The following is a 26,205-nucleotide window of genomic DNA, read 5'->3' as shown; positions in this document are numbered from 1 at the left end:
TGCGCCTTTTTTGTGTGTTTAAAAAGTCGCAGGGTCTGTAGCGCAGTGTATCTAATCAATTGAAATTTTCTAAATAACTAAAATTAATATCTTAACAAAAAACTTATTATGGAAACTACTAAAAAAACTCAAGTTGTAGGTATAAAGAATGCCGGTATCGTAATTATCTGCTGTTTTATTCTGGCAGTGTGTATTTACCATTTCCTATTGGGAAATCCGTCCAACTTTATGAACAATGATCCGAACAACCATCCGTTGCCCGGAAACTTTTTGGGGACTATCTACAAAGGTGGTATTATTGTGCCTGTCATTCAGACACTGTTGTTGACCGTGCTCGCATTGAGTATCGAACGCTATTTTGCTCTCCGTTCTGCTTTCGGAAAAGGTTCATTAGCTAAATTCGTTGCCAATATCAAAGCTGCCCTGGCTGCCGGAGATATTAAGAAGGCACAGGAAATCTGTGACAAGCAACAGGGTTCTGTGGCTAATGTCGTCACTTCTACTTTACGCAAGTATGAAGAAATGGAAAAGAACACAGCTTTGCCTAAGGAACAAAAACTGCTGGCTATCCAAAAAGAACTGGAAGAAGCTACCGCACTGGAAATGCCTATGATGCAGCAGAATCTTCCGATTATCGCTACCATCACCACATTGGGTACATTGATGGGGCTGCTCGGTACTGTAATCGGTATGATCCGTTCGTTTGCCGCCCTGTCCGCCGGTGGTGGTGCCGACTCCATGGCCTTGTCGCAAGGTATTTCCGAGGCTTTGATTAACACTGCTTTCGGTATCTTGACCGGTGCTCTGGCTGTTATCTCTTACAACTACTACACTAACAAAATTGATAAACTGACTTACGGACTTGACGAGGTCGGATTCTCTATCGTGCAGACTTTTGCTGCTACTCACTAATTCTGCGAACCCTTTAAAATCTATTAATCATGGGTAGAGCGCAAATTAAAAAGAAAAGTACGTTCATAGATATGACTGCTATGAGTGACGTTACCGTATTGCTTCTGACCTTCTTTATGTTGACTTCAACATTCGTGAAGAAAGAACCGGTGCAGGTGAATACTCCGGCTTCCGTATCGGAAATCAAAATCCCGGAGACGAACGTGCTCCAGATTCTGGTGGACCCGAACGGGAAAATATTTATGAGCCTCGACAAACAGCAGGATATGCAGGCTGTTTTGGAGAGCATGGGGGAAGAGTATGGCATCAAGTTTACTCCCGAACAGGAGAAGCGGTTTACACTGGCTTCAACTTTCGGAGTGCCTATCAGAAGTATGCAGAAATACCTGGATCTGCCTGAAGAACAACGGGACAAGATTCTCAAAAATGAAGGGATTCCCTGCGATAGTACCGACAATCAGTTCAAGTCATGGGTGCGTAATGCACGTCTTGCCAATGCTGACTTGCGTATCGCTATCAAGGCGGATGCTTCGACTCCATACTCAGTGATAAAGAACGTTATGAACTCACTTCAGGATTTGCGGGAGAATCGGTATAATCTGATTACTTCTCTCAAAACGGAATCTGAAGAATAAAAAGGAGGAAACAGAATGAGTGCTGAAGTACAAGAGAGCGGCGGAAAAAACGGAAAGAGCAAGCAGAAGAAATTTGCCGTAAGGGTGGACTTTACCCCGATGGTGGATATGAATATGTTGCTGATTACTTTCTTCATGCTTTGTACCACCCTGAGCAAACCTCAGACGATGGAGATTAGCATGCCGAGCAATGACAAGAATATTACTGAACAACAGAAGAGTATGGTGAAGGCTTCGCAGGCAATTACATTATTGCTGGGAGCGGATAACAAGCTCTATTACTACGAAGGGGAACCGAATTACAAGGATTATACTTCGTTGAAAGAGACTAGTTACACTCCGGACGGAATACGTGCCGTACTTCTTCAGAAGAATGCGGCTGCCGTGAACAAAGTGAGGGCTTTGAAGCAGCAGAAGCTGGACCTGAAGATTTCAGAGGAGGAATACCGCAAACAGGTTTCCGAAATTAAGAGCGGAAAAGATACGCCGACCGTGATTATCAAGGCGACGGATGATGCTTCTTATATGAATCTGATTGATGCGCTGGACGAAATGCAGATATGTAATATAGGTAAGTATGTGATTACGGACATTGCCGAGGCGGACGAGTTCTTGATTAAGAATTTCGATGCTAAGGGAGCATTGTCACAGAACCTTGCCGATAAATGATGTAACACCTAAAAAAGAAAAGTAAAATGGCAAAAATAGATTTAACTTCTTCGGAATGGTGTCAACTGATTTTTGAAGGCAAGAATCAAGCGTATGGCGCTTACAAGATGCGCGCCAATTCTACGAAACGGCACAATCTGGCAATGCTGGCTGTATTGGTCATCGCATTGATCGGGTTTACGATTCCTACGCTGGTGAAGTTGGCAACTCCGAAACAGAAAGAAGTAATGACGGAGGTCACTACTCTGTCGAAACTGGAAGAGCCGGAAATCAAACAGGAAGAGATGAAACGGGTGGAACCGGTAGCGCCTCCCCCGCCTGCATTGAAGAGTTCTATCAAGTTTACGGCTCCTGTCATCAAGAAGGATGAGGAGGTACATGAGGATAATGAGATCAAGAGTCAGGAAGAGCTGACTTCTACGAAGGTGGCTATCTCCATTGCCGACGTGAAAGGTAATGACGAAGCCAACGGTAAGGATATCGCGGACTTGAAGCAGGTGGTGACACAGGCTGCACCGGAGCCGGAAAAGGTATTCGATATGGTAGAGCAGATGCCTGCTTTCCCCGGCGGACAACAGGAATTGATGTCTTATCTGGGCAAGAATATCAAATATCCGACTATCGCCCAGGAGAATGGAACGCAGGGGCGTGTCATCATTCAGTTTGTGGTGGAGCGCGACGGTTCTATCTCGGACGTGCGTGTCGCCCGTGGCGTGGATCCTTATCTGGATAAGGAAGCTGTACGCGTGGTGAAGAGTATGCCGAAGTGGATTCCGGGTAAGCAGAATGGTAAGGCGGTACGTGTAAAGTTCACCGTTCCGGTAATGTTCAGGTTACAATAGAAAGATGATGAAGAGACAATTTTGGCTGATAGGAATCGTTTTGCTGGCGGCATTAAGTGCTTGCCGCTCTAAATCGAAAGAGGGACCGACGGATACGTATTCGTCCGGTGTGATAGCTATTGCGGCGGATGAAAGTTTCGAGCCCATTGTACAGGAAGAAATCGATGTATTCGAGAGCCTGTATCCTTTGGCCGGGATTGTCCCTCGCTATACAACGGAAGTGGAAGCGATTAACTTACTTCTGAAAGACAGTGTCCGGTTGGCAATCGCAACCCGGACGCTGACTGAGGAAGAGATGAACTCGTTCCACAGCCGTAAGTTCTATCCCCGCGAGATTAAGTTGGCTACCGATGCACTGGCATTGATTGTGAATCGTGCGAATCCGGATTCTTTGTTGAGTGTACGGGACTTCCGCCGTATCCTGACGGGAGAAGCGAAAAACTGGAAACAGGTGAATCCCCGCTCCGGCTTGAAGGATATCCTGGTGGTATTCGACAATAAGAATTCGAGTACCGTACGCTTTGCGATGGATTCCGTTTGTGGCGGAAAACCGTTGGCTACGGAGAATGTGAGTGCCTTGAATACGAATCAGCAGGTGATAGATTTTGTAGCGGAGAATCCCGAAGCGATAGGTGTGATTGGGGTAAACTGGCTGGGCAACCGCAGTGATACTACCAATCTTTCTTTCAAGGAAGAAATCAGAGTGATGGCGGTGAGTGCCGAGGATGTGGCGACTCCCGAAAACAGTTATAAACCTTATCAGGCTTATCTGTATTATGGCAACTATCCGTTGGCGCGTCCGATTTACGCAATTCTGAATGATCCCCGCAACGGGCTGCCTTGGGGATTCACTTCTTTTATGACATCCGACAAGGGGCAGCGGATTATATTGAAATCCGGGCTTGTTCCGGCTACTCAGCCGGTGCGTATTGTCCATGTGAAAGACGAATAATAACTAAAATTAGAGACTATCATGAAACGAGTACAAATGTTTTTAGCTGGAGCGTTTATAGCAGTTGGGTCGCTCTACGCGCAATCGCCCGATGCCGAATGGCGGGCAGGCGTTGCAAAATTGAAGGAAACTATTCAGACGAACCCGGCACAGGCTGCCGAAGAAGCTGAACATCTGATAAAAGGAAAGAACAAGAAGAATGTGGAACTTCTGGTGGCTGTCGGTGATGCTTATCTGGATGCCGGCAAACTTACCGAAGCGCAGGAGTATGCTGCCCTTGCGAGGAAAGCGGATGGCAAGTCGGCTATGGCTTCCGTATTGGAAGGGGATATTGCCGTAAAACAGAAAAATGCGGGTCTTGCTTCTCAGAAGTATGAAGAGGCTATTTACTTCGACCCGAAATGTGCGGATGCTTATCTGAAGTATGCGGATATTTATAAGTCGGCGAGCGCAAGCCTTGCCATCGAAAAGCTGAACCAGTTGAAAGCACTGGAACCGTCCAACACGGCAGTAGACAAAAAACTGGCAGAGATTTATTATTTAAAGAATGATTTCAGTAAAGCAGCGGACGCCTATTCGCGTTTTGCTACGGGGCCGGCTGCGACTGAAGAGGATTTGGTGAAATATGCGTTTGCCTTATTCCTGAACCATGATTTTGCGAAGTCGCTCGAAGTGGCTGACATGGGCTTGCAGAAGAATCCCCGTCATGCTGCGTTCAACCGGCTGGCAATGTATAATTATACTGACCTGAAACGTTTTGACGAAGCGATAAAGGCTGCGGATGTCTTCTTTAATGAGTGCGACAAGGCCGACTATTCTTATTTGGATTATATGTATTACGGGCATTTGCTGGAGGATTTGAAGAAGTATGACGATGCAGTAGTACAATACGAAAAGGCGGTTGAAATGGATCCGACAAAGACGGATTTGTACAAGAATATCTCTGCTGCTTACGAGCAGAAGAATGATTATAAGAAAGCGATCAGCGCTTACCAAAAATATTATTCGTCTCTTGATAAAGAAAAACAAACTCCGGATTTACAATTCCAGTTTGGCAGGCTTTATTATGGAGCGGGTACACAACCTGATTCGTTAACCATCACTGTAGAAGAGCGTAAACAGGCTTTGGCATCTGCCGATTCTGTTTTCCAGGTTATCGCAGTGGCGGCACCGGACAGCTATCTGGGCAATTTCTGGCGGGCACGTGCCAATTCCGCACTTGACCCCGAAACGACTCAGGGACTGGCGAAGCCTTTCTATGAGGAAGTGGCTGCTTTATTGGAAAGTAAAAACGATCCCCATTACAATGCTGCCCTGGTGGAATGTTACAGTTATCTCGGATATTATTATCTGTTGGCTATCGAAAACCCGGCATTGAAAGCTGAAGCGAAAGCGAACAAGGATACATCACGGGAATACTGGAGCAAAATTTTGGCTATAGACCCCGCTAATGCTACTGCTAAAAGGGCATTGGACGGCATCAAATAGTGAATAATTTTAGTTGTTTGTCGTGACAGGAGGAGTGGAGAGTGATCTTAGCTTCTCCTTTTTTTGTACTTTTTTCAGCTTTTCTATTGCTTTATTCAAAAGATTGTCTACTTTTGCAGTGTACTATTATACTAACACGCTAGAATTAACTAATTCATTAAACAAAAGTACTATGATTGCAGTAGAAAATCTTTCATTTGCTTATCGTAAATCGAAGCGTGAGGTGCTCCGGGACTTCTCTCTTTCTTTTGAGTCTGGCAGGGTATATGGACTGCTGGGGAAGAATGGTGCCGGAAAGTCCACTCTTCTTTATTTGATGTCCGGGTTGTTGACGCCTAAAAGCGGCAGGGTGATGTTCCATGATACGGACGTTCGTCGCCGGTTGCCGGTCACTTTGCAGGATATGTTTCTGGTTCCGGAGGAATTTGAATTGCCTTCGGTCTCTTTGGTCAGCTATGTGGAGCTGAACAGTCCTTTCTATCCTCGTTTTAGTAAGGAGGAGATGATTAAGTATCTTCATTGTTTTGAGATGAATATTGATATTGATCTCGGATCGCTGTCTATGGGACAGAAGAAGAAAGTTTTCATGAGTTTCGCGCTTGCTACGAATACTTCGTTTTTGTTGATGGACGAACCGACCAATGGTTTGGACATTCCCGGAAAAAGCCAGTTCCGCAAATTTATCGCATCGGGTATGTCGGATGATAAGACGATTGTGATTTCCACGCATCAGGTACGTGATATAGATAAGGTGCTCGACCATGTGCTGATTATGGATGAGAGTCGTGTGCTGTTGGATGAATCGACAAGTTCTATCTGCGATAAACTTTACTTTGTGGAGAGTGACGACCGCGAACTGGCGAAGAGTGCTCTCTTTGCGATTCCTACCATTCAAGGTAACCATCTGATACTTCCCAATGTAGAGAAAGAAGAATCGGAGATTAACCTGGAACTTCTGTTTAATGCTACATTGGCTGCTCCTGAAGAGATAGCCCGATTGTTTCACACTCAAAAATAAAAGACGATGATGAAAGATACTTTTTTCAGTTTGCCTCGTTTTATGAATCTTTGCCGCAAGGAGATGGTGGAGAGTTGGAGATCGAATGTGCTTCGTATCGTGTTGCTTTATGGAGTGATGGCGGTTGCGGTAATTTGGAATGGATATTTTGAATATAGGCATGACTATGAAAGTTCGAATGACCCGGCATGGTCATTTCTTTTGGTTGTGTTTATTTGGTCTTTATGGATATTCGGCTGTTTGAGTGCTTCGTTCACGATGGAGAAGATGAAAACAAAAACGAGTCGCATGTCTACATTAATGACCCCGGTAACTCCTTTTGAGAGATTCTTTTCACGCTGGTTTGTGTTTACGGTGGTATTCCTGGTGGTTTTTCTGATTACCTATAAATTGGCGGACTATACGAGGGTGATGGTTTATTCGCTGGCTTATCCTGAAAAGGACTTTATAGCTCCTGTTGATTTGTCTCATTTGGTCGGCAAGGGAAAACGTTATTATACATTGTGCAGGACAGGATGGGAGTTCGGAGCATTGATAGCCGGATATTTCTTCGTTCAATCTTTATTTATATTAGGTAGTACTATATGGCCTAAAAACTCATTCTTGAAAACATTTGCATCGGGAATGGTTATTGGGATAGTTTATTTCTTGGTGGGGGCTTTTATGAGTAAAGTGTTGCTGCAGAGTAATATGAATTATTCTTTCCCGGGTAATATTATAATGTCTGATGAAGCTATATGGGGATTATTTATTGCTGTCTGCATATTCTTTACTCTGTTTAACTGGATACTTGCTTATTTCCGTTTCAAGGAGTCTGAAATTATTAACCGAATGTAATCCTTAGCTTATGAATTTTAAAGAAAGTAAAGCCATTTATTTACAAATTGCAGATAGGATCTGTGATGAGATATTGCTGGGACAATATCCGGAAGAAGAACGCGTTCCTTCTGTCAGGGAATATGCTGCTATTGTAGAGGTGAATGCCAACACGGTGATGCGTTCTTTCGATTATCTCCAGGTACAGAATATTATTTATAATAAACGCGGTATAGGGTATTTTGTAGCATTGGGAGCTAAGGAATTGATTCGTTCTCTTCGCAAAGAAATCTTTTTGAAAGAAGAGTTGGACTATTTTTTTCGCCAGTTATATACACTGGATATTCCGATGAAGGAGATAGAAGCAATGTATCGTGAGTTTATAAAAAAGCAGAAATAAAAAACGAAATATTATGAAACGTACTACTTATATATTAATAGGTCTTATCGTCTCCGGGTTGATTGTTATTGTTGTCTCTATTGCTTTAGTGGCTACAACCGGGAAATCATACAAACAAAATGGCCTTTTTGTAGGAGGAGATGAACGGGTAGAAATGGATTTGGACAATGTACATGCAGTGAAGATGTTTATTAACCGAGATAAGGATGGTGAAGATAGGTGGATTTATGTGAATGGTGATGTGACAGTGACAAGCTCTTCTACGGCAGGAGAAAGAAAGATTGTTTATCCAAAGAATCAGTATCTAAAAGTAAGCCAGGTAAATGATACGTTACTGATGGAACTTGATTTTAATAATGGTAATATTCCTGCCAAGTTTCGTGATAGAGACAATATTTATGCGGTAGGGATGGATGTACAGTTGTCTGTGGATTCGTTAAGCAGTCTTCTTTTTTATACGCAAGGTTTAAAGATGAACTTGAAGGAGGTAAAAATGGATTCTTTGTTTGTACATGTGCTTCATCAGGAAGTATTGCTTGATTCTTGCCAGTTCCGTTCTTTTAGTATTGATGGAGAAGATTTGAGATTTAAGGCAAAGGATAGTAAGATTGAAAATTTCTATCTGAACCTGAATAGTACATGGAACTGGAAGATTGAAAGTTGCGAAATAGGTACAGAGTATCTTAGAGGTACTAAAAAACATCATAACGCCTTACAGGTAGGAGAATGCAATCGTGTTGTATGGACTCCATTGGATAAAGATGCCCAATTACAAATGACGCTTCGGGAGAAAGCGGAAATAATAGTGAATCCGTAATAGAAACTAGACATGGCTAGACAGAAAAGGAGCAAAATGAAATAGATTCATTATTGCTCCTTTTTATATATCGGTTGTAATATTACAGCGCTTTGGTCAGGGTGAAGCAGTCAATGTCCGGTGCCCAGTTATAGCTGTTTCCCATGCGGATGGTATTATATCCTGCTTTCAGTTCTACAGGAATGGAGATTTGATTGTGTGTTTCGTCTTCTCCCAATGAATTGATTTTTGTGATAATGCCGTTGACGTCTACTTCCAATTGTCGTCCTTTGCCGAATGAATAGTAAATGGTCATGTTGTAACGTCCGCCGTCTCCACTGTACACTTCGCGCCATTCAGCATAGTTTTCCGGTTGTCCGCCGAGGAATCCCACTTTCATTTTGCCGGATGCTTCCTTGTCGTTGGTGTAAATAATGCCTTTCGGGTTCTTGCCTAAGTCGTTGAAAAGAGGTAGGTATGCCCATTCTGCTTCATACAATGTCGGTTCCAGGCGCGTTTCGCCTTCCATACGAAGGAACATGGCACTGTGTGCGGGCAGAGTCTGTTCAAAGTTGCCGTAGAAACTGCCTAAATCGCTATGCTTTACTAAATCACGAACTTTCACGTTCCCAGCAAATTCCAGGGAAGAGAATGGAACGGAGAAACTGCATACTGTATCGGAGGGATTGTATAATGCCACAGCGCGTACATTGCCACGTTTCTGTTCGATGTCTTTCACCAGTACATAGCCGTCGTTTTCGTGTTGTGCTACATAAGCCTGCAATCCCAGCGGGTCTTGGTTGAGCGCAATCAATTCTTTGTTTTTCAGCAATTCGAGAGAAGATTCCGGCAGGTTTTCCAGATTGCAGCCGATAAGCAAAGGCGAGCTCATGATACACCACAGACCGAAATGTGCTTCTTCTTCTGCCGGGGTAAGTCCTTTCCCGCCTACTTTGCTGTCGTCGCGAAATCCGATTACCATCATGTCCATATCATTGTAGTGTCCGTTTCCGGCATAGGCGGACAGGTAGAGATTCTTTCCGACTACATATTTCAGTGAGTTCCAATGTGCATTAATATCTCCGCTGATACGCCAGGAAGTTGCCACGTCTTTCGCCCAAGTGCCGGGGAAAGCCCATCGGCAGATATTCACGGAAACGTCCTTGTTTACCTTGTCTATGCTGTTGCGGATAGAGGTATAGCGTTCTTGCTCTTCCAGTCCCAGTACATCTCCACCGCAATAGTCTATTTTGATAAAGTCGAATCCCCAGTCGCCGAAGTATAATTGGGCGTCCTGCGGCTCATGCCCGTAAATGCCTGCGCCTACTCCTGCTGCGTCATTGTCCCAGATGGAGCCGCAGGTGTTGTTGCCTGCATCGGTATAGATGCCGGCTTTCATTCCCAGTCCGTGTATGTGGTCGGCTATTGGTTTCATGCCGTTCGGGAAACGTTTCTCGTTGGTCTGCATGACTCCATTGTCATCCCGTCTGCCGAAGAAACCGTCGTCTACATTGATGTAGTGGTAGCCTGCGTCCTTCAAGCCTTTTTCTACCATAAGGTCGGCCTGGTGTTTAATAATGTCTTCGCTGATATCTACTCGGAAAGCATTCCATGAACTCCATCCCATGATAGGCGGAGTGATTGTCTTCTCATTCTCAGAATGAGTCACTTGAGTCTTTGTGCAACTGAAACAAAGCAGGAAGAGGGCGGTTGCCGTCAAAATGCAGAATCTGTTTTTCATGATATAATAGGTTGATAGATTTGAGTCCGGCTGTCCCGATTTCGTCCCGGCAGCTTGAAAATAATAAAGGGGTAACTTGCTGTATTCCAGAAAGCTACCCTTTGTCTTGTCGGAATGAGGCGACTCGAACGCCCGACCCCTACGTCCCGAACGTAGTGCGCTACCAACTGCGCTACATTCCGATTGCTTAAGAAGTGGTGCCACCAGGAATCGAACCGGGGACACAAGGATTTTCAGTCCTTTGCTCTACCAACTGAGCTATGGCACCTTTCTCGTTTGCGGGTGCAAAGATAAGTATATTTTTTAATACCACAATAACTTTGAAAGAAATTTTCGTCAATTTCTGGTATAGGAAAAAATAGTAGCAGTTTTTAGTGAAGAAATATGTAGATAAATGCTGATTTTATGGTGTATATTTCATACTTTTACACAGTAAAAACAATTCAAGCAATATTAAAATCTTCTATTATCATGGCGGCATTAACTGTTTTTGTCATAGCTGTTTTAGCAATATTTCTCATTTGTGTGCAACTGAAGTTCCAATCAATCCGGAAAGAAATACGTGCCAAAGAGGCGGAGCTCGATAAAGTCGGAATCCCGTCCATGATTCTACAGAATATCAATGCTTACTTTCTGTTGATTGATAGAGATTTTGTGGTTAGCGATACCAATTATTATTCATTGAACGGCCTTTCGGCTCCGGTAGACGGGACAATCAAAAGAGTTGGGGACTTGCTGCATTGTCGGAATGCGATTGCGGCAGGCGAGTGTGGCAAGCATGAACAATGCAAATTTTGCTGTGTCCGTACAAATATCAGTAAGGCATTCCGTGACAAAACAGACTTTAAAAAATTGGATGCTTCCATGAGATTGCTGAGTGAAGACGAAAAGAAAGTGATTCCTTGTGATGTGTCGGTTTCGGGGACGTATCTGGAAATTGGTGGTGAGGATTATATGGTACTGACTGTTTATGATGTGACGGAGTTGAGAAATATGCAGCGACTGTTGACTATTGAAAAAGAACACTCCATCTCTGTCGAGAAGTTACAATCTGCCTTTATATCCAATATGAGCCACGAAGTGCGTACACCGCTGAATGCGATTGTCGGATTTTCCGGTTTAATCGTGTCGGCTGCCAGTGAAGAAGAAAAGAAGGTATATGCCGACATTATCACAGAGAACAATGAACGCTTGCTACGTCTTGTCAACGATATTTTCGACCTTTCGCAAATAGAAGCGGGGGCGGTGAATTTCCAATATTCGGAATTTGACGCAAATGATTTACTGCGGGAACTGGAGGGAGTCTTTAGAATGAAGATGAACGGGCAGTCTGCAGTAAAACTGGTTTGCGAGGCGCAAGTGCAACCGATTATGCTGTATTCGGAACAGCAACGTATTATTCAGGTGGTGACGAACCTGTTGCATAATGCGATGAAATTCACAGAATCGGGCGAAATACGTTTTGGTTGTCATATGGAAGGTACGGAAGATGTGCGTTTTTATGTGTCCGATACGGGTATCGGCATACCTGAAGAGGAACAGGATAAGATATTCTCGCGCTTCATTAAGTTAGATCGTGAAGTGCAGGGGACAGGGCTTGGACTGGCGCTTTCGCAAACGATTATCAAGAATTTAGGTGGGAGTCTCGGAGTGGATTCCGAATTGGATAAAGGTTCCACTTTCTGGTTTATACTGCCACAGGGCATACAGCAAAAGATACAGGGGATGAATCCGCCTTTGGATAAAAAATAATCCCGCTTCGGCTTTTTCGAATAGCTGAAGCGGGATTACTTTTTTCATAAACAGGATGTACGCTTAGTCTTTATGATTTAGGTGCATCCTTATTCGTGTCTCCGCTTCCCGAAGACGCTTTACTTGAAGCGGAACTTCCGTTCGAAGCAGTGGGACTGCCTGATGGAGCAGCGCTTGAAGCGTTGGTATGGGAAGTTGTGGTACTGGGGGCGGCTGTACTTGCAGTGGTGCTTCCGGTAGCTACATTAGCAGTAGCAGGTTGAGCCTGTACTTCCCAGTGGAACGGTTCGAAGTTAGAGTTAGGATCTACCCAGGACGGTTTCTTGGAAGCGTAGATGATGAACGGAGCAACGACAACGATGATTGCACCGATAATCAGTACGGAGAACCAGACAGTATTGCTACCTGTAGAAATCTGGCTGGGCGGAATGAAGCTGAGGATAAAGGCAAGCAATGAACCACAGAATCCGAGTCCGCCGACGAACCACATCAAACCGTTACCGGATTTACCGATACGGAACGGACGGTTCAGCTTTTTCATCTTATAACGCAGTGCGATAGCTCCTGAGAACATCAGCAGATACATGATAAGGTAAAGAATAACTGTCAACTGTGACAGAATCTGATAGAAACTCTGTACGGAAGGCATTACTACGAACAACAGGCTTAATACGGTAACAGCGATACCCTGTACGAACAAGATATTCTTCTGTACACCCAGCTTGTTTGTTTTCTGGAAGAACGGGGGCATATAACCTGCCTTACCTACGGCAAAGATACCTTTTGACGGACCGGCAACCCATGTCAATACACCTGCCAATACGCCGAATGCAAGGGCGATGGCGATGATGGGTGACAACCAGGAAGCGTGGATATACTTGAAGTAGTTGTCAAAACCGACGAGCAGGCTCTGAGTAAGGTTGATGTCTTTTGCAGGGATGATAACACCGAGTGCGAAAGTACCGAGAACGAAAATAAGAACAGTGATAAGTGCACCGATAAATACTGCCTTCGGATAGTTCTTGGATGGGTTTTCTACGTCTTTCACGTGGATACCGCCCATTTCCATACCGGCATAAAACAGGAAGATACTGGCGGCAAGAACGACATTGTCAAAGTTGGTAAAGTCAGGGAAGAAACTGCTGTCGAAGTTCATGTTGGACTGTCCGCCGGTTGCCAGGTAGATGATACCGAGGATAATCAACAAAGCAGCCGGGATAATCGTACCGACCATACCGCCGACTTTGGCTACTTTACCAACCCAGCTCATACCTTTCAGAGAAATGAAAGTTGCCAGCCAGTAAATGATAAGTACCACGACAAGAGTGTAATACTTATTGTTAGCCAGTGACATGTCATGTGCGTCATTCATTCCGATAAAGGCGATGGATACGGCACCGAAGGTTAATACTGTAGGATACCAGATTGTACTCTCAATCCATTGTACCCAGATGGCAAGGAAGCCCAGTTTCTTACCGTAGGCTTCGCCTACCCACCGGAACACACCACCTTGCTTATCCTGAAACATAGCCGCCAGCTCTGCTGCGACGAGCGATGTAGGAATCAGAAAGACGATAGCTGCGAAAAGATAGTAGAAGGCCGAACTCATTCCGTATACGGCCTCGGCTGGTAGTCCACGCAATGATACTACTGCCGTAACGTTCATGATAGCGAGGGTAAACACCCCCAGCTTCACTGCATTTTTAATATTTGCCATAAGTTAAGGTTTTAAGTGAAAAATATTTTAAAGTCAGTGATATAACAACATTTTGCGTGAGATGTTCCCGCAATATCTTTCAAAGTTCGTTAATTAACATCGTAAAATCGAATATATTGTACCCTCAAAATGGCTTGTCACGAAACAATCGCTTTCTCTGATTGTTTCTACACATTATACATTATACAAGAATCATTTTATTATAAACTAAGTAGTTATGAAATCAGCACTTTCGGATTTTATCTTAGGGAAAAAGGGGATTTATGGCATTCTTCACCTTATTATATTAGTGATGTCCCTTTTTCTGGTTATCAGTATTTCTGTGGATACTTTTAAAGGAATTCCTTTTTATACACAGTCGTCGTACATGAAGACTCAGTTATGGATTTGTCTTTGGTTTCTTTTCGATTTTGTACTGGAGTTTTTCCTGGCAAAGCACAAAGGACGTTATTTACGGACACATTTCATCTTCTTGCTAGTAGCCATCCCTTATCAGAACATTATTGCCTATTACGGATGGACGTTTTCTCCGGAGATTACTTATTTTCTCCGTTTTATTCCTTTGCTGAGGGGCGGATATGCGCTTGCCATTGTGGTCGGCTGGCTGACGTACAACCGGGCTTCGAGCTTGTTTATCTCTTATCTGACTATGTTGTTGGCAACGGTCTATTTTTCCAGTCTTGCGTTTTTCGTGCTCGAACATAAAGTGAATCCGCTGGTTCATGGGTATGGAGATGCCTTGTGGTGGGCATTTATGGATGTGACTACCGTCGGGTCGAATATAATTGCGGTGACGACTACCGGTAGAGTGCTTTCCGTACTGTTGGCAGCTCTGGGTATGATGATGTTCCCGATTTTTACAGTCTATATCACGAATCTGATTCAGGAATCCAACAAACGGAAAAAGCAATATTACGAAGCACAAGAAGAGCAGAAAAAGGCTGCTGAGCAGAAAGCGGCTGCAACAGAGAAACCTGCGATACAAAATACGCAAGGATGATGATATTCGCCAAAGCCCTCAAGTATGAGCTTTTGGCCGGATAAGGGGAATGGAAAAAGGTTACTATCGCGGGATAGTAACCTTTACTTTTTTATCAGGAAAGTCTTTTAGTCGACAATGGTGATATGATTGTGACCGAATACATTCAGACCCAGTTTGTTCATGATGTATTGGATAGCCAACTGCGCTTTTACAGAGTTACCCGAACCATCCAAAGGAGGAGCGAATGCAGCGATACCGAATTGTCCGGGCAATACACCCATTACGCCGCCACCTACACCTGTTTTTGCAGGGATACCGGAAGTGTACATCCAGTCGCCGGTATGTTCGTAGAAACCTACTGCGGCAATCATGGCAGTGATTTTAGGAGCCAGGCTGGCATCGAACACCTCCTTCTTGGTTACAGGGTTTACACCGCCGTTGGCGATTGTTCCGGCTGCGATAGAAAGTTGCAGTGCGGTAACTCCCAGTGAGCACTGGCGGGTATAAAGGTCTAACGACATATCCGGGTCGTCATAGATACGGTTGTAGTTTTTCAGCAGCCAGGCGATGGAGCGGTTGTTGAAGTTCGTATCCGATTCGGACTTGTACAATTCATCAATCAACTGGGGATCGCTACCGCACAAGTCGGTTATGTTTCCTACGATGGCATCCCATTTCTTCGCAGCATCACCGATAGGCTCTACCATGCTGCAGGCAGAAATGGCACCGGCATTTACCAATGGAGTGGACGGATGGTCATTCTCCAGTAAGATGGCGATGATTGAGTTGAAAGGCAGGCCCGTTGCATCGGCCCCGATCTTGTCCAGGATTTCCTTGGCGCCATATTGGCGTAATGCCAGAATTGCCGTATGTACTTTGGATACGGATTCTATGCCGAAGCGGTAGTCGGTGTCTCCTACATGGATGGTCTGCCCGTTGAGCAGGCAGACACTGATTCCAAAGAGATCTTTATTGACATTTGCCAGGTAAGGGATATAGTCGGCGTTCTTGCCGCCGGTATTGGTTTTTACCTGGTCGTATGCCTCCTGTACCACTTCTTTCAATTGAGCGAGTGTTACTTTTTTATCCATAGTTCTTTTATTTTTTTACTGTTTTGTGACGGCGGCCGCCATGGTTGAACATCTTGGTTTCTACCGGCAGATTCTTGTCCTGTGCCATACGGGTAGGAGTCGGATATTCCAGCTTTTCGAGTTCTGCGATAGCGTTGTTGATGTCACCCAACAACATATCTGCCATGTCGCGGCTGAATCCTTGACGGACAACGACACGCATTACTACATAACTTTCCAGTTTGGAAGGCAATGTATAAGCAGGAACCATCCAACCGTGCTGAGACAGTTTGTCTTGCAAATCGTACAAAGTCCATTTGGCTGTTTTGGCATATTCCGGTTTCAAGTACCAGATGAACAACGGGTTCACAACCTCTTCGGAGTAGTTGACGAACGGAACCATCTTGGCGATTTCGTCATGGATGTATTTGGCAATCTGCAATGAGTTGTATTGTACTTCCTTGTAACCCTGGAATCCTAAACGGATAAACTGGTAATATTGTCCGAGAATCTGGGCAGCAGGACGGGAGAAGTTCAAACCTACCTGAGTGATGTTGGCGCCCAGATAATTTACGCTGAATGACATCTCTTCGGGCAGATATTCTTTACCTTTCCAAACGACCCAGCCGAGTCCCGGATATACCAGACCGAACTTATGACCGGATACGCTGATAGAAAGTACCCATTTCAAACGGAAGTCCCATTTCTTTTCCGGATAAAGGAAAGGAAGGATGAAACCACCACTTGCGGCATCTACGTGGATAGGAATGTCATAACCGGTCTTGGCATTGTAAGCATCCAGTGCTTTGTCCAATGCTTCAACATCATCGTTCAGTCCTGTCCATGTAACACCTTGGATAGGTACGATACAGATTGTGTTTTCGTCACACATCTTCAAAGCTTCTTCGGGGTCGAGAGTGGTTTTATCGAGAGTCAAAGGCACTTCACGCATTTCGATCTGCCACAACTGTGCGAACTTTTCCCAAACAACCTGGAAACCTGTCGAAATAACAAAGTTCGGTTTATCGAATGGTTTGCCCTGGGCTTGTCTTTTCTTGCGCCAGCGCAACCAGGCAGCTACACCACCCAGCATACAGGCTTCGGAAGAACCGATGGCCAATGCTCCGGTTTTCCAAGTATCTTTTTCAGGAGAGTTCCACAAGTTGGCAACTATGTTGATACATTTGCCATTCATTACTGCGATACGCGGATACTCTGTCTCATCAATGTAGTTGATATTGATGGCTTCGTTCATCAGTTTGGTGGCATATTCATCCATATAGGTGGTTACGAAAGTAGCCAGATTCAAACGTGGCTGAGTCTGGGCGAATGTTTCGTCTTTAACCATTTGGTAGGCAACTTCAGGAGTCGTTGGTCCATCAGGGATTTTCTCTACCGGAGAGGGTTGTAACATTCTGTCTGAACCAAATACATCGGTTTTTGCATCACCTTTTCTGAAATTTAAATCTTCCATACTTAATTTGTTTTTTTAAAGGTTTAGGACGATGGGGATTTTCCCCGTCGAATTTCCCACAACAACAGCAGATGGATTTGAAAGTTTTCGGCTTTTACATTATTTGGCGTTTATTAAGGGGGAGGTTTTTTCTCATCTGCATAAGGCCGGTTGAGAAAATATAAAACCGTAAATAATACGCTTTGAACTTTATATGGTGAGTATTGTTTTCTTCAAACCTGAACTTTTTAACGAATAAGCATATGAAAATACAGACTGGACGAGGAACAATTCCTCTTATTACTTTAATTGCCATTTGGTCTATTTCGGCATTGACCTCACTGCCGGGGCTGGCTGTCTCGCCGATATTGGGTGATCTGACGAAGATATTTCCAAAAGCTACGGATTTGGATATACAGATGTTGACCTCGCTGCCGTCACTACTTATTATTCCTTTTATATTATTGGGTGGTAAACTGACGGAAAAAGTTGATTATGTCCGTATCCTGAAGATTGGACTCTGGCTTTTTGCGGCAAGCGGCATTTTATATCTGATTTCCAATAAAATGTGGCAATTGATTGTGGTAAGCGCTTTGCTTGGTATCGGTTCCGGACTTATTATCCCTTTATCTACCGGATTGGTCTCCCGCTATTTTGTGGGAACTTATCGTGTGAAGCAATTCGGATTAAGTTCTGCCATTACCAATTTCACACTGGTGATAGCCACTGCCGTGACCGGTTATCTTGCAGAAGTCAGTTGGCATTTACCATTTTTGGTTTATCTTCTTCCTTTAGTTTCTATCCTGCTGGTCGGGCATTTAAAGACGAACCAGCCGGGGACGGATACGGTTGATAGTGGCGGTTCAACGTCGGGACAGCCTGCCGTAGATATCGGAAAGAGCAAGTATGGCATCCATCTCAAACACTTGGTACAGTTGATGCTTTTTTATGGAGTGACAACTTACATTGTGCTGGCTGTTATTTTCAATTTACCATTTCTGATGGAGAAACATCATTTTTCCAGTGGTAACTCAGGGCTGATGATTTCGCTTTTCTTTCTGGCGATTATGGCGCCTGGATTTGGGCTGGATAAGATTGCAGGCGTATTGAAAGAGCGGACAAAAGCATATAGCTTGTTGGCAATGGCTTTGGGGTTATTGTTGATTTGGATAGCTCCGATAGAGTGGCTGATTGTTCCGGGGTGTATTCTTGTCGGTTTGGGATATGGTGTCATCCAGCCCATGCTTTATGATAAGACCACCCATGTTGCATTGCCGGAAAAGACAACTTTGGCATTGGCATTTGTAATGATGATGAATTACCTCGCCATTCTGCTTTATCCTTTTATGGTCGATTTTTTCCAGTGGATATTCCACACCCAGTCTCAGGAATTTCCTTTTATCTTTAATCTCCTGATTACGGTAGTAACCTTTTTCTGGGCTTACCTGCGGCGTACTACCTTTTTGTTTAATGATCAACTGAAATAAAAAAATGAAGAATAAGAAACTGGAGGCCAATCTGAGCATGGCTGTCTCGAAAATTTTTAGCGGTTTGAATATGAATGCCTTGAAGTTCCTTCTGCCTTTGTGGATGAGTCCGCTGACAGGGGCAACACTTCGTTGCACATTTGCAGCAGTCGCTTTTTGGGTAATCGGATGGTTCATGCCACCGGAAAAATCATCGGGCAGGGACAAATGTTTACTCTTTTTGTTAGGGGCTTTGGGACTTTATGGCTTTATGTTTCTTTATTTGGCGGGGTTGAGCAAAACAACCCCTGTCTCCAGTTCCATATTCACCAGCCTTCAACCTATCTGGGTATTTCTTATTATGATCTTCTTTTATAAAGAGAAAGCGACGGCAAAGAAGATAATCGGTATCTCTATCGGACTGGTCGGTGCGTTGGTCTGCATCTTGACGCAACAGAGTGATGATTTGGCATCCGATGCCTTCACCGGAAATATGCTTTGTCTGGCTAGTTCCGTAGTCTATGCTGTCTATCTGATTTTGAGCCAGCGTATTCTCACGGCTATCGGAGCGATAACTATGTTGCGGTACACATTTTCCGGTGCGGCCCTATCCGCTATTATCGTGTCGCTGATTACAGGTTTCGATGCTGCTGTGTTCTCTGTACCGTTTCACTGGATGCCTTTCCTGGTTCTGATGTTTGTCCTGATTTTCCCGACTACCATAAGTTATATGTTGCTTCCCGTTGGTCTGAAGTATCTGAAGACAACAGTGGTGGCCATTTATGGTTATTTGATTCTGATTGTGGCAACCATCGCTTCTCTTATTTTAGGGCAGGACCGTTTCAGTTGGATGCAGACGTTTGCTATCATTTTTATTTGCATCGGGGTATATTTGGTGGAAGTTGCCGAGAACAAGGGGAATAAAAGTCCCTCAGTGTGAAACAAAAAAAGAGCGTCCTTCACAGAACGCTCCCGTTTATTTCATCATCATGTTTTATAGAGAGGAGTTGATTGCTTGCGCTATGGACTTGAATTCTTCATCCGACAGCTTCAGCTTCGGATTCGAGAACAACATATCCGATTCCTTCTGAATAGGAATCAAATGGATGTGCGCATGAGGAACTTCCAGTCCGATAACAGCTTCGCCTACTTTCCGGCAAGGGAAAGCTTTTTCGATGGCACGGGCTACTTTTTTTGCAAATACATGCATTGCAGCCAGATCTTCATTGCTCAAATCGAAAATGTAGTCTACTTCCTGTTTGGGCACCACCAGTGTATGTCCCTTTACCAGTGGGTTGATATCGAGAAATGCAAAAAACTTGTCGTTTTCCGCCACCTTGTAGCAGGGGATTTCGCCTGCGATGATTCTACTGAATATTGTTGCCATAACTTTTTGGGATAAAATAAGGCAAGTCTTATACGAAGACCTGCCTTAACGTTAAATGGATATGTTTACTACTTCCAATGCAATCTTACCCTGTGGAACGGTAATTTCTGCTATTTCACCTACCTTCTTGCCAAGCAGACCTTGTGCAATCGGGGTGTTGACGGAAATCTTTCCTTCTTTCAGGTTAGCTTCGCTTTCAGAAACGATGGTATAAATCATTTTCATTCCATTCTTTACATTCTTCAGCTCCACTTTATTTAAAATCTGTACGGAATCAGTTTTGAGTTTGGACTCATCAATGATTTTTGCGTCAGCGATCACTGTTTTCAGTTTGTTGATACGCATTTCCAACATACCTTGCGCCTCTTTGGCTGCATCGTATTCTGCATTTTCCGACAGGTCTCCTTTATCTCTGGCTTCGGCTATTGCCGCAGAGATCTTCGGGCGTTCCACTGTTTCCAGTTCTTTAAGTTCCGCCATTAGTTTCTTGTAACCTTCTTCTGACATATAAGCCATGATGTTTTCCTCCTTTAATTGTTTTAAATGGTCATATAAACAAAAAAGAATTCCAACATGGCACATGTTGGAACCCTCTTTTCATTATTTCTTTGCAAAGATAGCCTTTTAAGAGATACGTGTCAAGCGAAAAATGATGCTATGTAACATATTTAAAAGAAATATGCTAAATTATAACAACTTAGAGCAATGACTTGACAGCCGCTTCCAAGTCTTTGATATCTTCACCGCGAAGTTTCAATTCGTTGTTGCGGTTTATCAAAAAGACAGATGGAACCTGGCGGACATTATATACGGCTACGTTCGTAGAGTATACTCCGTTTCCATCGCGTACACATACCCACGGTAGGTTGTCTGCCGATGTTTTCCAGTAGTGTTCGTCCGCATCGAGAGATACCTGGTAGATTTCCAGTCCTTGTGAAGCGTATGTATTATATAGTTCGCGAAGCATCAGGTTGTGAGGTGCTCCGGCGGGCGACTGGAAAACGGAAAAGTCGAGCAATACGACTTTGCCTTTCAGGTCGGTCAGTTTGCGTACATTCCCTTTCACGTCGCGCAGGGCGATATCGATGATTCCGGTTTCTACAATTTTATCCTGTGGAATTTCCAGTGCTTTCGCTTGTGGCTGGCGTGTATTCTTCATTCCCTTGATTACAATATTGTAAAGATTTTTGGAACGTACGGCATCGGGGAATGCATTGTTGAGGCTCGTGGCAACGGCTGCGAAGCACTTCACGTCATCTTTATTGTTCAACGGGTCGAATATCAGATAATTGTTGAGCTTTTGGAATAAAGCAAAGTAAGCTGCCGCCGTGTTGGGTGCGGCAAAAATATAGTTTACTTTTACATCTTCCTTATAGTTGTTGAGCAGTGTGGCCAAGCTGTCCTCAAAGATATCGTGACCTATTTTGTTGCTGCGCAGTGCAGCCAGTAAATCGTCCACTTCTTTCTGAAGCCGGATTTGTTTCAGTGTCAATTCTTTTATCTTGTTGCTGTTTTCCGAACCTTCCACAGTGTAAGTAGTGGAGAAATCTACATACGGTGCCTTAATCAGGATTGTTTCGATGGAGTCTACAGAAAAGTTGATGACTTTGTCGTCTACCCGCAAGCGATAAAATTCGGGTGATTCGGGACGGGGTTGCTTGAAGCTGAATGTACCTTCCCCTTTCAGTTTTATCGAATCGAGCGGAATAATACCTTCCAGACCGGAAGCTTCGAGATAAAGCATTTTACCGTCGGCTCCTGATACATCCCCGTTCACCTGGAATTCAGGGCCGGAACTACAAGCTGTAATAGTAAGTGCGGCGAGCGCTGCAAAAGTAACCTTTTTCATATAGTGTGTGTTATTAACGAGATGCAAATATACTTCTTTTCGAGATTAGTCAAAGCATTTTGTTGTGTTCTTCATCCTATTTTTGAAAAAAAATCAGTTCGTAACTAACTTTTTACCTCATTTCCACCCGATTACAACGATAAATGTATATCTTTGCAGGAATTTTGAAAGAAAAAGTATAGATAAAACAATTTTTATGATTAACCCAATTGTTAAGACAATCGAGTTGGCAGATGGAAGAACCATCACGCTCGAGACGGGAAAGTTGGCAAAACAGGCAGACGGTTCTGTAATGCTACGCATGGGAAATACCATGTTATTAGCTACTGTTTGTGCCGCTAAAGATGCAGTTCCCGGAACTGATTTCATGCCTTTACAGGTAGAGTACAAAGAAAAATTTGCGGCATTCGGCCGTTTTCCTGGTGGTTTCACCAAGAGAGAGGGTAGAGCTTCCGATTATGAGATTCTGACTTGCCGTCTCGTTGACCGTGCTCTCCGTCCTTTATTCCCTGATAATTATCATGCAGAGGTATATGTAAACATCATCCTCTTCTCGGCTGATGGTGTAGATATGCCGGACGCATTGGCAGGACTTGCAGCTTCAGCAGCACTTGCCGTTTCAGATATCCCCTTCAACGGACCTATTTCTGAAGTACGTGTAGCACGTATCGACGGGCAGTTCGTTATCAATCCTACTTTTGCACAACTGGAAAAAGCTGATATGGATCTTATGGTTGCCGCTACTTATGAAAATATCATGATGGTAGAAGGTGAAATGCAGGAAGTATCCGAAGCTGAATTGCTGGAAGCAATGAAAGTAGCTCACGAAGCTATCAAGATTCATTGCAAGGCTCAGATGGAGTTGACGGAAGAAGTCGGCAAAACAGTGAAACGTGAATATAACCACGAAGTGAACGATGATGAACTTCGTAAGGCTGTTCGTGAAGCATGTTATGACAAGGCATATGCCGTTGCCGCTTCAGGAAACAACAACAAGCATGAGCGTTTTGAAGCTTTCGAGGCTATCCGTGAAGAATTCAAGGCTCAGTTCTCTGAAGAAGAGTTGGAAGAAAAGGCTGCGCTGATTGACCGTTACTACCATGATGTGGAAAAAGAAGCAATGCGCCGTTCTATTCTTGATGAAGGTAAGCGTCTCGACGGTCGTAAGACTACCGAAATCCGTCCTATCTGGTGTGAAGTCAGTCCTTTGCCCGGTCCTCACGGATCTGCTATCTTTACTCGTGGTGAGACTCAGTCACTGACTTCTGTTACACTGGGTACCAAACTCGACGAGAAGATTATCGACGATGTTCTGGAACACGGAAAAGAACGTTTCCTGTTACATTATAACTTCCCTCCTTTCTCTACAGGTGAAGCGAAAGCACAGCGTGGTGTAGGTCGTCGTGAAATCGGTCACGGTCACTTGGCTTGGCGTGCTTTGAAAGGACAGATTCCTGCTGATTATCCGTATGTAGTGCGTGTAGTTTCTGATATTCTTGAGTCTAACGGTTCTTCTTCTATGGCTACCGTATGTGCCGGAACATTGGCATTGATGGATGCAGGTGTGAAGATAAAGAAACCCGTATCAGGTATCGCCATGGGATTGATTAAGAATCCGGGCGAAGAGAAATATGCTGTATTGTCTGATATCCTCGGTGACGAGGACCACCTCGGAGATATGGACTTCAAAGTAACCGGAACAAAAGACGGTATTACTGCTACTCAGATGGATATCAAGGTAGATGGTCTGTCCTACGAAATCCTGGAACGTGCTTTGAACCAGGCTAAAGAGGGACGTATGCACATCCTCAATAAAATCACAGAAACAATCGCTGAACCGCGTGCTGACTTGAAAGAACATGCTCCTCGTATCGAAACGATGACAATTCCAAAAGAATTCATCGGAGCAGTAATCGGTCCTGGTGGAAAGATTATCCAAGGTATGCAGGAAGAAACAGGTGCTGTGATTACTATCGAAGAAATTGACGGTATGGGTCGCATCGAAGTTTCCGGAACAAACAAGAAGTGTATTGATGATGCAATGCGCATGATTAAGGCAATCGTTGCTGTTCCTGAAGTGGGTGAAGTGTACAAAGGTAAAGTTCGTTCTATCATGCCTTACGGTGCGTTTATCGAATTCTTGCCGGGTAAGGACGGTTTGCTGCACATTTCCGAAATTGACTGGAAACGTCTTGAAACTGTTGAAGAAGCCGGAATTAAAGAAGGTGACGAAATCGATGTAAAATTGATTGATATTGATCCGAAAACTGGTAAATTCAAACTTTCCAGAAAAGTTTTGTTGCCAAGACCGGAGAAAAAGTAAAAAAGTGATAGCTTTTATATGACAAAGGATAGTCCGAAAACTAAGTTTCCGGACTATTTTTTTGTCTGAAATTTTGCTTTTATGGAAAACTTTCTGTTCTTTTGTATAAAAGAAAGAAAACACCAACCTTTAAAGCTAATGCGTGATGCACAAAACGAGTAATATCTCTTCTGTTCAACTTTTTTCTGAATTCTTTCATGAGAATCAGGAGAAGTTTTTGTCATTCGCCTATTCATACATCCGTGATAAGCAGGAGGCAGAAGACATATTGATGGAATCTATGATAACTTTGTGGGAAAACCGAGATAAATGGGAAGAAGATTCTAATTTGCATGCGTTGCTGTTGACGATCATAAAAAATAAGGCGCTGAACTATCTGGCACATCTGCAGGTCCGTCTTCGTGCCGAAGAAGAAATAAACACGCACAGGCAGCGTGAACTGGATCTTCGTATCTCTACATTGGAGGATTGTGAGCCGGATACTATTTTCAATGCGGAAATACAGCACATTGTGCAAAAGGCCTTGAAGCGGATGCCGGAACAGAGCCGGAAGATTTTTATGTTGAGCCGTTATCAAAATACTCCTAATAAAATAATCGCCGAACAGCTTGGGATTTCTCTTAAAAGCGTGGAGTTTCATATCACTAAAGCACTGAAAATTCTGCGTACCGAACTGAAAGATTATCTTATTTCTATTCTTTTATAAAAAAAGTCGCATTTTTCGTTAGGGTTGTCCAGGGTTGGTCTGTTTTATATATAGAAGGGGAGAAAAAGGCCTCTTATAAGTATTAACAGGAAAAAGACAATTCATATGACCCAAGAGTTATTACATAAATATTTTAAGGGCAACGCTACTGTTGAGGAAGAAAAGCGTATTCTTAACTGGGTGGACGAGTCCGAGGAAAACTGGAAGGCATTGCAGAAAGAACGTATGCTGTTTGATATTGCCCTTTTTACCGATACCAAAACCAACAGGAAGAGAGAGAAGGCGGCAATGGGCACTCGCATTTTACCTATGTTAAGGTGGAGTGCCCGCATAGCTGCTGTCATAGTAGTGGCAATCAGTTGCGGATTCCTGTTCAAGGAATACCATTACGGTAAGACAGCGCATCTGCAAACAGTGGCGGTTCCTGCCGGTCAACGGGCGCAGATCACTTTGGCAGACGGTACGAGAGTATGGTTGAACGCACAGTCCACATTAAGTTATTCCCATGATTTCGGACGTAATGAGAGGGATGTGGAGTTGGACGGAGAAGCCTACTTTGAAGTGGCGAAGAACAAAGAGATACCATTTAATGTAAACACGGAGACGAATCAGGTGAGAGTGGTAGGAACACATTTTAATGTATGCGCTTACCGGGGAAGCAATGAATTTACGACTACTTTGCTTGAAGGTATTGTCGATATCTACGCAAATGGCGGCGAACGTCCGCTCACTCGTCTGGGAGTGAATGAAGTTTTTATTTCCCGTGACGGAAAGTTCAGAAAGGAACGGTTTACAGATTTTGATTATCTCCGCTGGAAAGACGGGCTATACTGCTTCGATGATACTCCCTTTAATCTGTTGCTCGGCAAACTGGAAAAATATTATAAGGTGAAGATCATCGTGAATAATCCGAAAGTGCTGAATTATCGTTGCACGGGTAAGTTCAAGGATCAGGATGGTGTGGAACACGTACTTAAAGTGATTCAGAAAGATCATCCGTTCACTTATTCCATGAGTGCCGAAAAAGACAGCATCTTTATAGAATAAGAAATGAGCTCACATTAAATACATACCTTAGATTAGTACTAACCCTTAAAAGCATAAGAATTATGAATAACAGTCAATAACCCCGTTATCTGAAAAGAGAATCGGAAAGTACCCCCATACTTTCCGATTCGAAACAGTCAAAAATCGACCTTAATCAATTTATTAACTTAACACGTTGCAAAGA

At 43.8% G+C, this 26,205-nt stretch carries 24 protein-coding genes and 2 tRNA genes; 17 read left to right on the top strand and 9 right to left on the bottom strand.

The annotated features are described in order from the left end of the window. The first annotated feature begins 108 nt into the window (after positions 1-108). The 10 genes from ACGHVY_RS21390 to ACGHVY_RS21345 all read left to right on the top strand — a co-directional run bounded on the left by ACGHVY_RS21390 (position 109) and on the right by ACGHVY_RS21345 (position 8,549). Positions 109-912, top strand: coding sequence for a MotA/TolQ/ExbB proton channel family protein (locus tag ACGHVY_RS21390; protein ID WP_308746026.1), 804 nt, complete (start codon positions 109-111; stop codon positions 910-912). A gap of 29 nt (positions 913-941) precedes the next feature. Then, positions 942-1,547, top strand: coding sequence for an ExbD/TolR family protein (locus ACGHVY_RS21385; RefSeq protein ID WP_390601453.1), 606 nt, complete (start codon positions 942-944; stop codon positions 1,545-1,547). A gap of 15 nt (positions 1,548-1,562) precedes the next feature. After that, entirely contained in the window at positions 1,563-2,216 is a 654-nt protein-coding gene (locus ACGHVY_RS21380) for a biopolymer transporter ExbD (RefSeq protein WP_308746028.1), read from the top strand. A gap of 26 nt (positions 2,217-2,242) precedes the next feature. Continuing rightward, positions 2,243-3,058: a TonB family protein gene (locus tag ACGHVY_RS21375; RefSeq protein WP_308746029.1), complete on the top strand. Its 816-nt coding sequence runs from the start codon at positions 2,243-2,245 to the stop codon at positions 3,056-3,058. A 4-nt stretch (positions 3,059-3,062) separates the two neighbouring features. Next, complete coding sequence (locus tag ACGHVY_RS21370) at positions 3,063-4,010, top strand: substrate-binding domain-containing protein (RefSeq protein ID WP_308746030.1); 948 nt, start codon at positions 3,063-3,065, stop codon at positions 4,008-4,010. Positions 4,011-4,031: 21 nt separating this feature from the next. After that, positions 4,032-5,498, top strand: a complete 1,467-nt coding sequence (locus ACGHVY_RS21365; protein WP_390601449.1) for a tetratricopeptide repeat protein — start codon at positions 4,032-4,034, stop codon at positions 5,496-5,498. Positions 5,499-5,670: 172 nt separating this feature from the next. After that, a complete protein-coding gene (locus ACGHVY_RS21360; RefSeq protein ID WP_390601448.1) occupies positions 5,671-6,516 on the top strand; it encodes an ATP-binding cassette domain-containing protein in 846 nt (281 codons plus the stop codon). Between the two features lie 6 nt (positions 6,517-6,522). Further along, positions 6,523-7,353 carry a hypothetical protein gene (locus ACGHVY_RS21355; protein ID WP_390601445.1) on the top strand — a complete coding sequence of 277 codons (831 nt, stop codon included), beginning with the start codon at positions 6,523-6,525 and terminating at the stop codon, positions 7,351-7,353. A gap of 10 nt (positions 7,354-7,363) precedes the next feature. Further along, complete coding sequence (locus tag ACGHVY_RS21350) at positions 7,364-7,732, top strand: GntR family transcriptional regulator (RefSeq protein ID WP_308746034.1); 369 nt, start codon at positions 7,364-7,366, stop codon at positions 7,730-7,732. Positions 7,733-7,745: 13 nt separating this feature from the next. Then, positions 7,746-8,549, top strand: coding sequence for a hypothetical protein (locus ACGHVY_RS21345; RefSeq protein ID WP_390601441.1), 804 nt, complete (start codon positions 7,746-7,748; stop codon positions 8,547-8,549). 82 nt (positions 8,550-8,631) lie between these two features. On the opposite strand, the gene ACGHVY_RS21340 is transcribed toward ACGHVY_RS21345, so the two are convergent. From ACGHVY_RS21340 to ACGHVY_RS21330, 3 genes are all read right to left on the bottom strand, one after another. Beyond that, positions 8,632-10,269 carry an alpha-galactosidase gene (locus tag ACGHVY_RS21340; protein WP_308746036.1) on the bottom strand — a complete coding sequence of 546 codons (1,638 nt, stop codon included), beginning with the start codon at positions 10,267-10,269 and terminating at the stop codon, positions 8,632-8,634. Between the two features lie 109 nt (positions 10,270-10,378). Further along, positions 10,379-10,451, bottom strand: a tRNA-Pro gene (locus tag ACGHVY_RS21335). Positions 10,452-10,464: 13 nt separating this feature from the next. Next, a tRNA-Phe gene (locus tag ACGHVY_RS21330) sits at positions 10,465-10,537 on the bottom strand. 203 nt (positions 10,538-10,740) lie between these two features. Between ACGHVY_RS21330 and ACGHVY_RS21325 the strand changes: the two genes are divergently transcribed. After that, complete coding sequence (locus tag ACGHVY_RS21325) at positions 10,741-12,021, top strand: sensor histidine kinase (protein ID WP_390601438.1); 1,281 nt, start codon at positions 10,741-10,743, stop codon at positions 12,019-12,021. A 70-nt stretch (positions 12,022-12,091) separates the two neighbouring features. Here ACGHVY_RS21325 and gadC read toward each other — a convergent pair whose 3' ends face one another. Next, complete coding sequence (gene gadC / locus ACGHVY_RS21320; RefSeq protein ID WP_390601436.1) at positions 12,092-13,738, bottom strand: putative glutamine/gamma-aminobutyrate antiporter GadC; 1,647 nt, start codon at positions 13,736-13,738, stop codon at positions 12,092-12,094. 217 nt (positions 13,739-13,955) lie between these two features. On the opposite strand from gadC, the gene ACGHVY_RS21315 reads away from it, so the two are divergent. Continuing rightward, positions 13,956-14,738, top strand: a complete 783-nt coding sequence (locus tag ACGHVY_RS21315; protein ID WP_308745121.1) for a potassium channel family protein — start codon at positions 13,956-13,958, stop codon at positions 14,736-14,738. A gap of 107 nt (positions 14,739-14,845) precedes the next feature. On the opposite strand, the gene glsA is transcribed toward ACGHVY_RS21315, so the two are convergent. Beyond that, entirely contained in the window at positions 14,846-15,811 is a 966-nt protein-coding gene (gene glsA, locus ACGHVY_RS21310) for a glutaminase A (RefSeq protein WP_390601433.1), read from the bottom strand. Positions 15,812-15,818: 7 nt separating this feature from the next. Next, the gene (locus tag ACGHVY_RS21305; RefSeq protein WP_308745123.1) at positions 15,819-17,264 is read right to left on the bottom strand and encodes a glutamate decarboxylase; all 1,446 of its coding nucleotides are present in this window, start codon (positions 17,262-17,264) and stop codon (positions 15,819-15,821) included. A 242-nt stretch (positions 17,265-17,506) separates the two neighbouring features. On the opposite strand from ACGHVY_RS21305, the gene ACGHVY_RS21300 reads away from it, so the two are divergent. Together ACGHVY_RS21300 and ACGHVY_RS21295 are read left to right on the top strand one after the other, a co-directional pair. Further along, a complete protein-coding gene (locus ACGHVY_RS21300; RefSeq protein WP_308745124.1) occupies positions 17,507-18,730 on the top strand; it encodes an MFS transporter in 1,224 nt (407 codons plus the stop codon). 4 nt (positions 18,731-18,734) lie between these two features. Further along, entirely contained in the window at positions 18,735-19,649 is a 915-nt protein-coding gene (locus tag ACGHVY_RS21295) for a DMT family transporter (RefSeq protein ID WP_390601430.1), read from the top strand. Positions 19,650-19,703: 54 nt separating this feature from the next. Here the strand turns inward: ACGHVY_RS21295 and ACGHVY_RS21290 are convergent, their stop codons facing one another. The 3 genes from ACGHVY_RS21290 to ACGHVY_RS21280 all read right to left on the bottom strand — a co-directional run bounded on the left by ACGHVY_RS21290 (position 19,704) and on the right by ACGHVY_RS21280 (position 21,945). Beyond that, positions 19,704-20,096, bottom strand: coding sequence for an HIT family protein (locus ACGHVY_RS21290; protein ID WP_308745126.1), 393 nt, complete (start codon positions 20,094-20,096; stop codon positions 19,704-19,706). A 51-nt stretch (positions 20,097-20,147) separates the two neighbouring features. Then, complete coding sequence (gene greA / locus ACGHVY_RS21285; protein ID WP_308745127.1) at positions 20,148-20,612, bottom strand: transcription elongation factor GreA; 465 nt, start codon at positions 20,610-20,612, stop codon at positions 20,148-20,150. Between the two features lie 181 nt (positions 20,613-20,793). Beyond that, on the bottom strand, positions 20,794-21,945 hold the full coding sequence (locus ACGHVY_RS21280) for a DUF4369 domain-containing protein (RefSeq protein ID WP_390601426.1): 1,152 nt from the start codon (positions 21,943-21,945) through the stop codon (positions 20,794-20,796). Between the two features lie 196 nt (positions 21,946-22,141). Here ACGHVY_RS21280 and pnp point away from each other — a divergent pair, with 196 nt between their 5' ends. From pnp to ACGHVY_RS21265, 3 genes are all read left to right on the top strand, one after another. Further along, on the top strand, positions 22,142-24,268 hold the full coding sequence (gene pnp, locus ACGHVY_RS21275) for a polyribonucleotide nucleotidyltransferase (RefSeq protein ID WP_390601424.1): 2,127 nt from the start codon (positions 22,142-22,144) through the stop codon (positions 24,266-24,268). A gap of 145 nt (positions 24,269-24,413) precedes the next feature. Next, a complete protein-coding gene (locus ACGHVY_RS21270; protein ID WP_308745153.1) occupies positions 24,414-24,974 on the top strand; it encodes an RNA polymerase sigma-70 factor in 561 nt (186 codons plus the stop codon). A gap of 105 nt (positions 24,975-25,079) precedes the next feature. Then, complete coding sequence (locus tag ACGHVY_RS21265; RefSeq protein WP_390601422.1) at positions 25,080-26,021, top strand: FecR family protein; 942 nt, start codon at positions 25,080-25,082, stop codon at positions 26,019-26,021. Positions 26,022-26,205 lie beyond the last annotated feature (184 nt).

Source organism: Bacteroides sp. f07 (assembly GCF_042854785.1).
In the GTDB taxonomy this organism is placed as follows: domain Bacteria; phylum Bacteroidota; class Bacteroidia; order Bacteroidales; family Bacteroidaceae; genus Bacteroides.
This window is presented reverse-complemented; position numbering and strand designations above follow the sequence as displayed.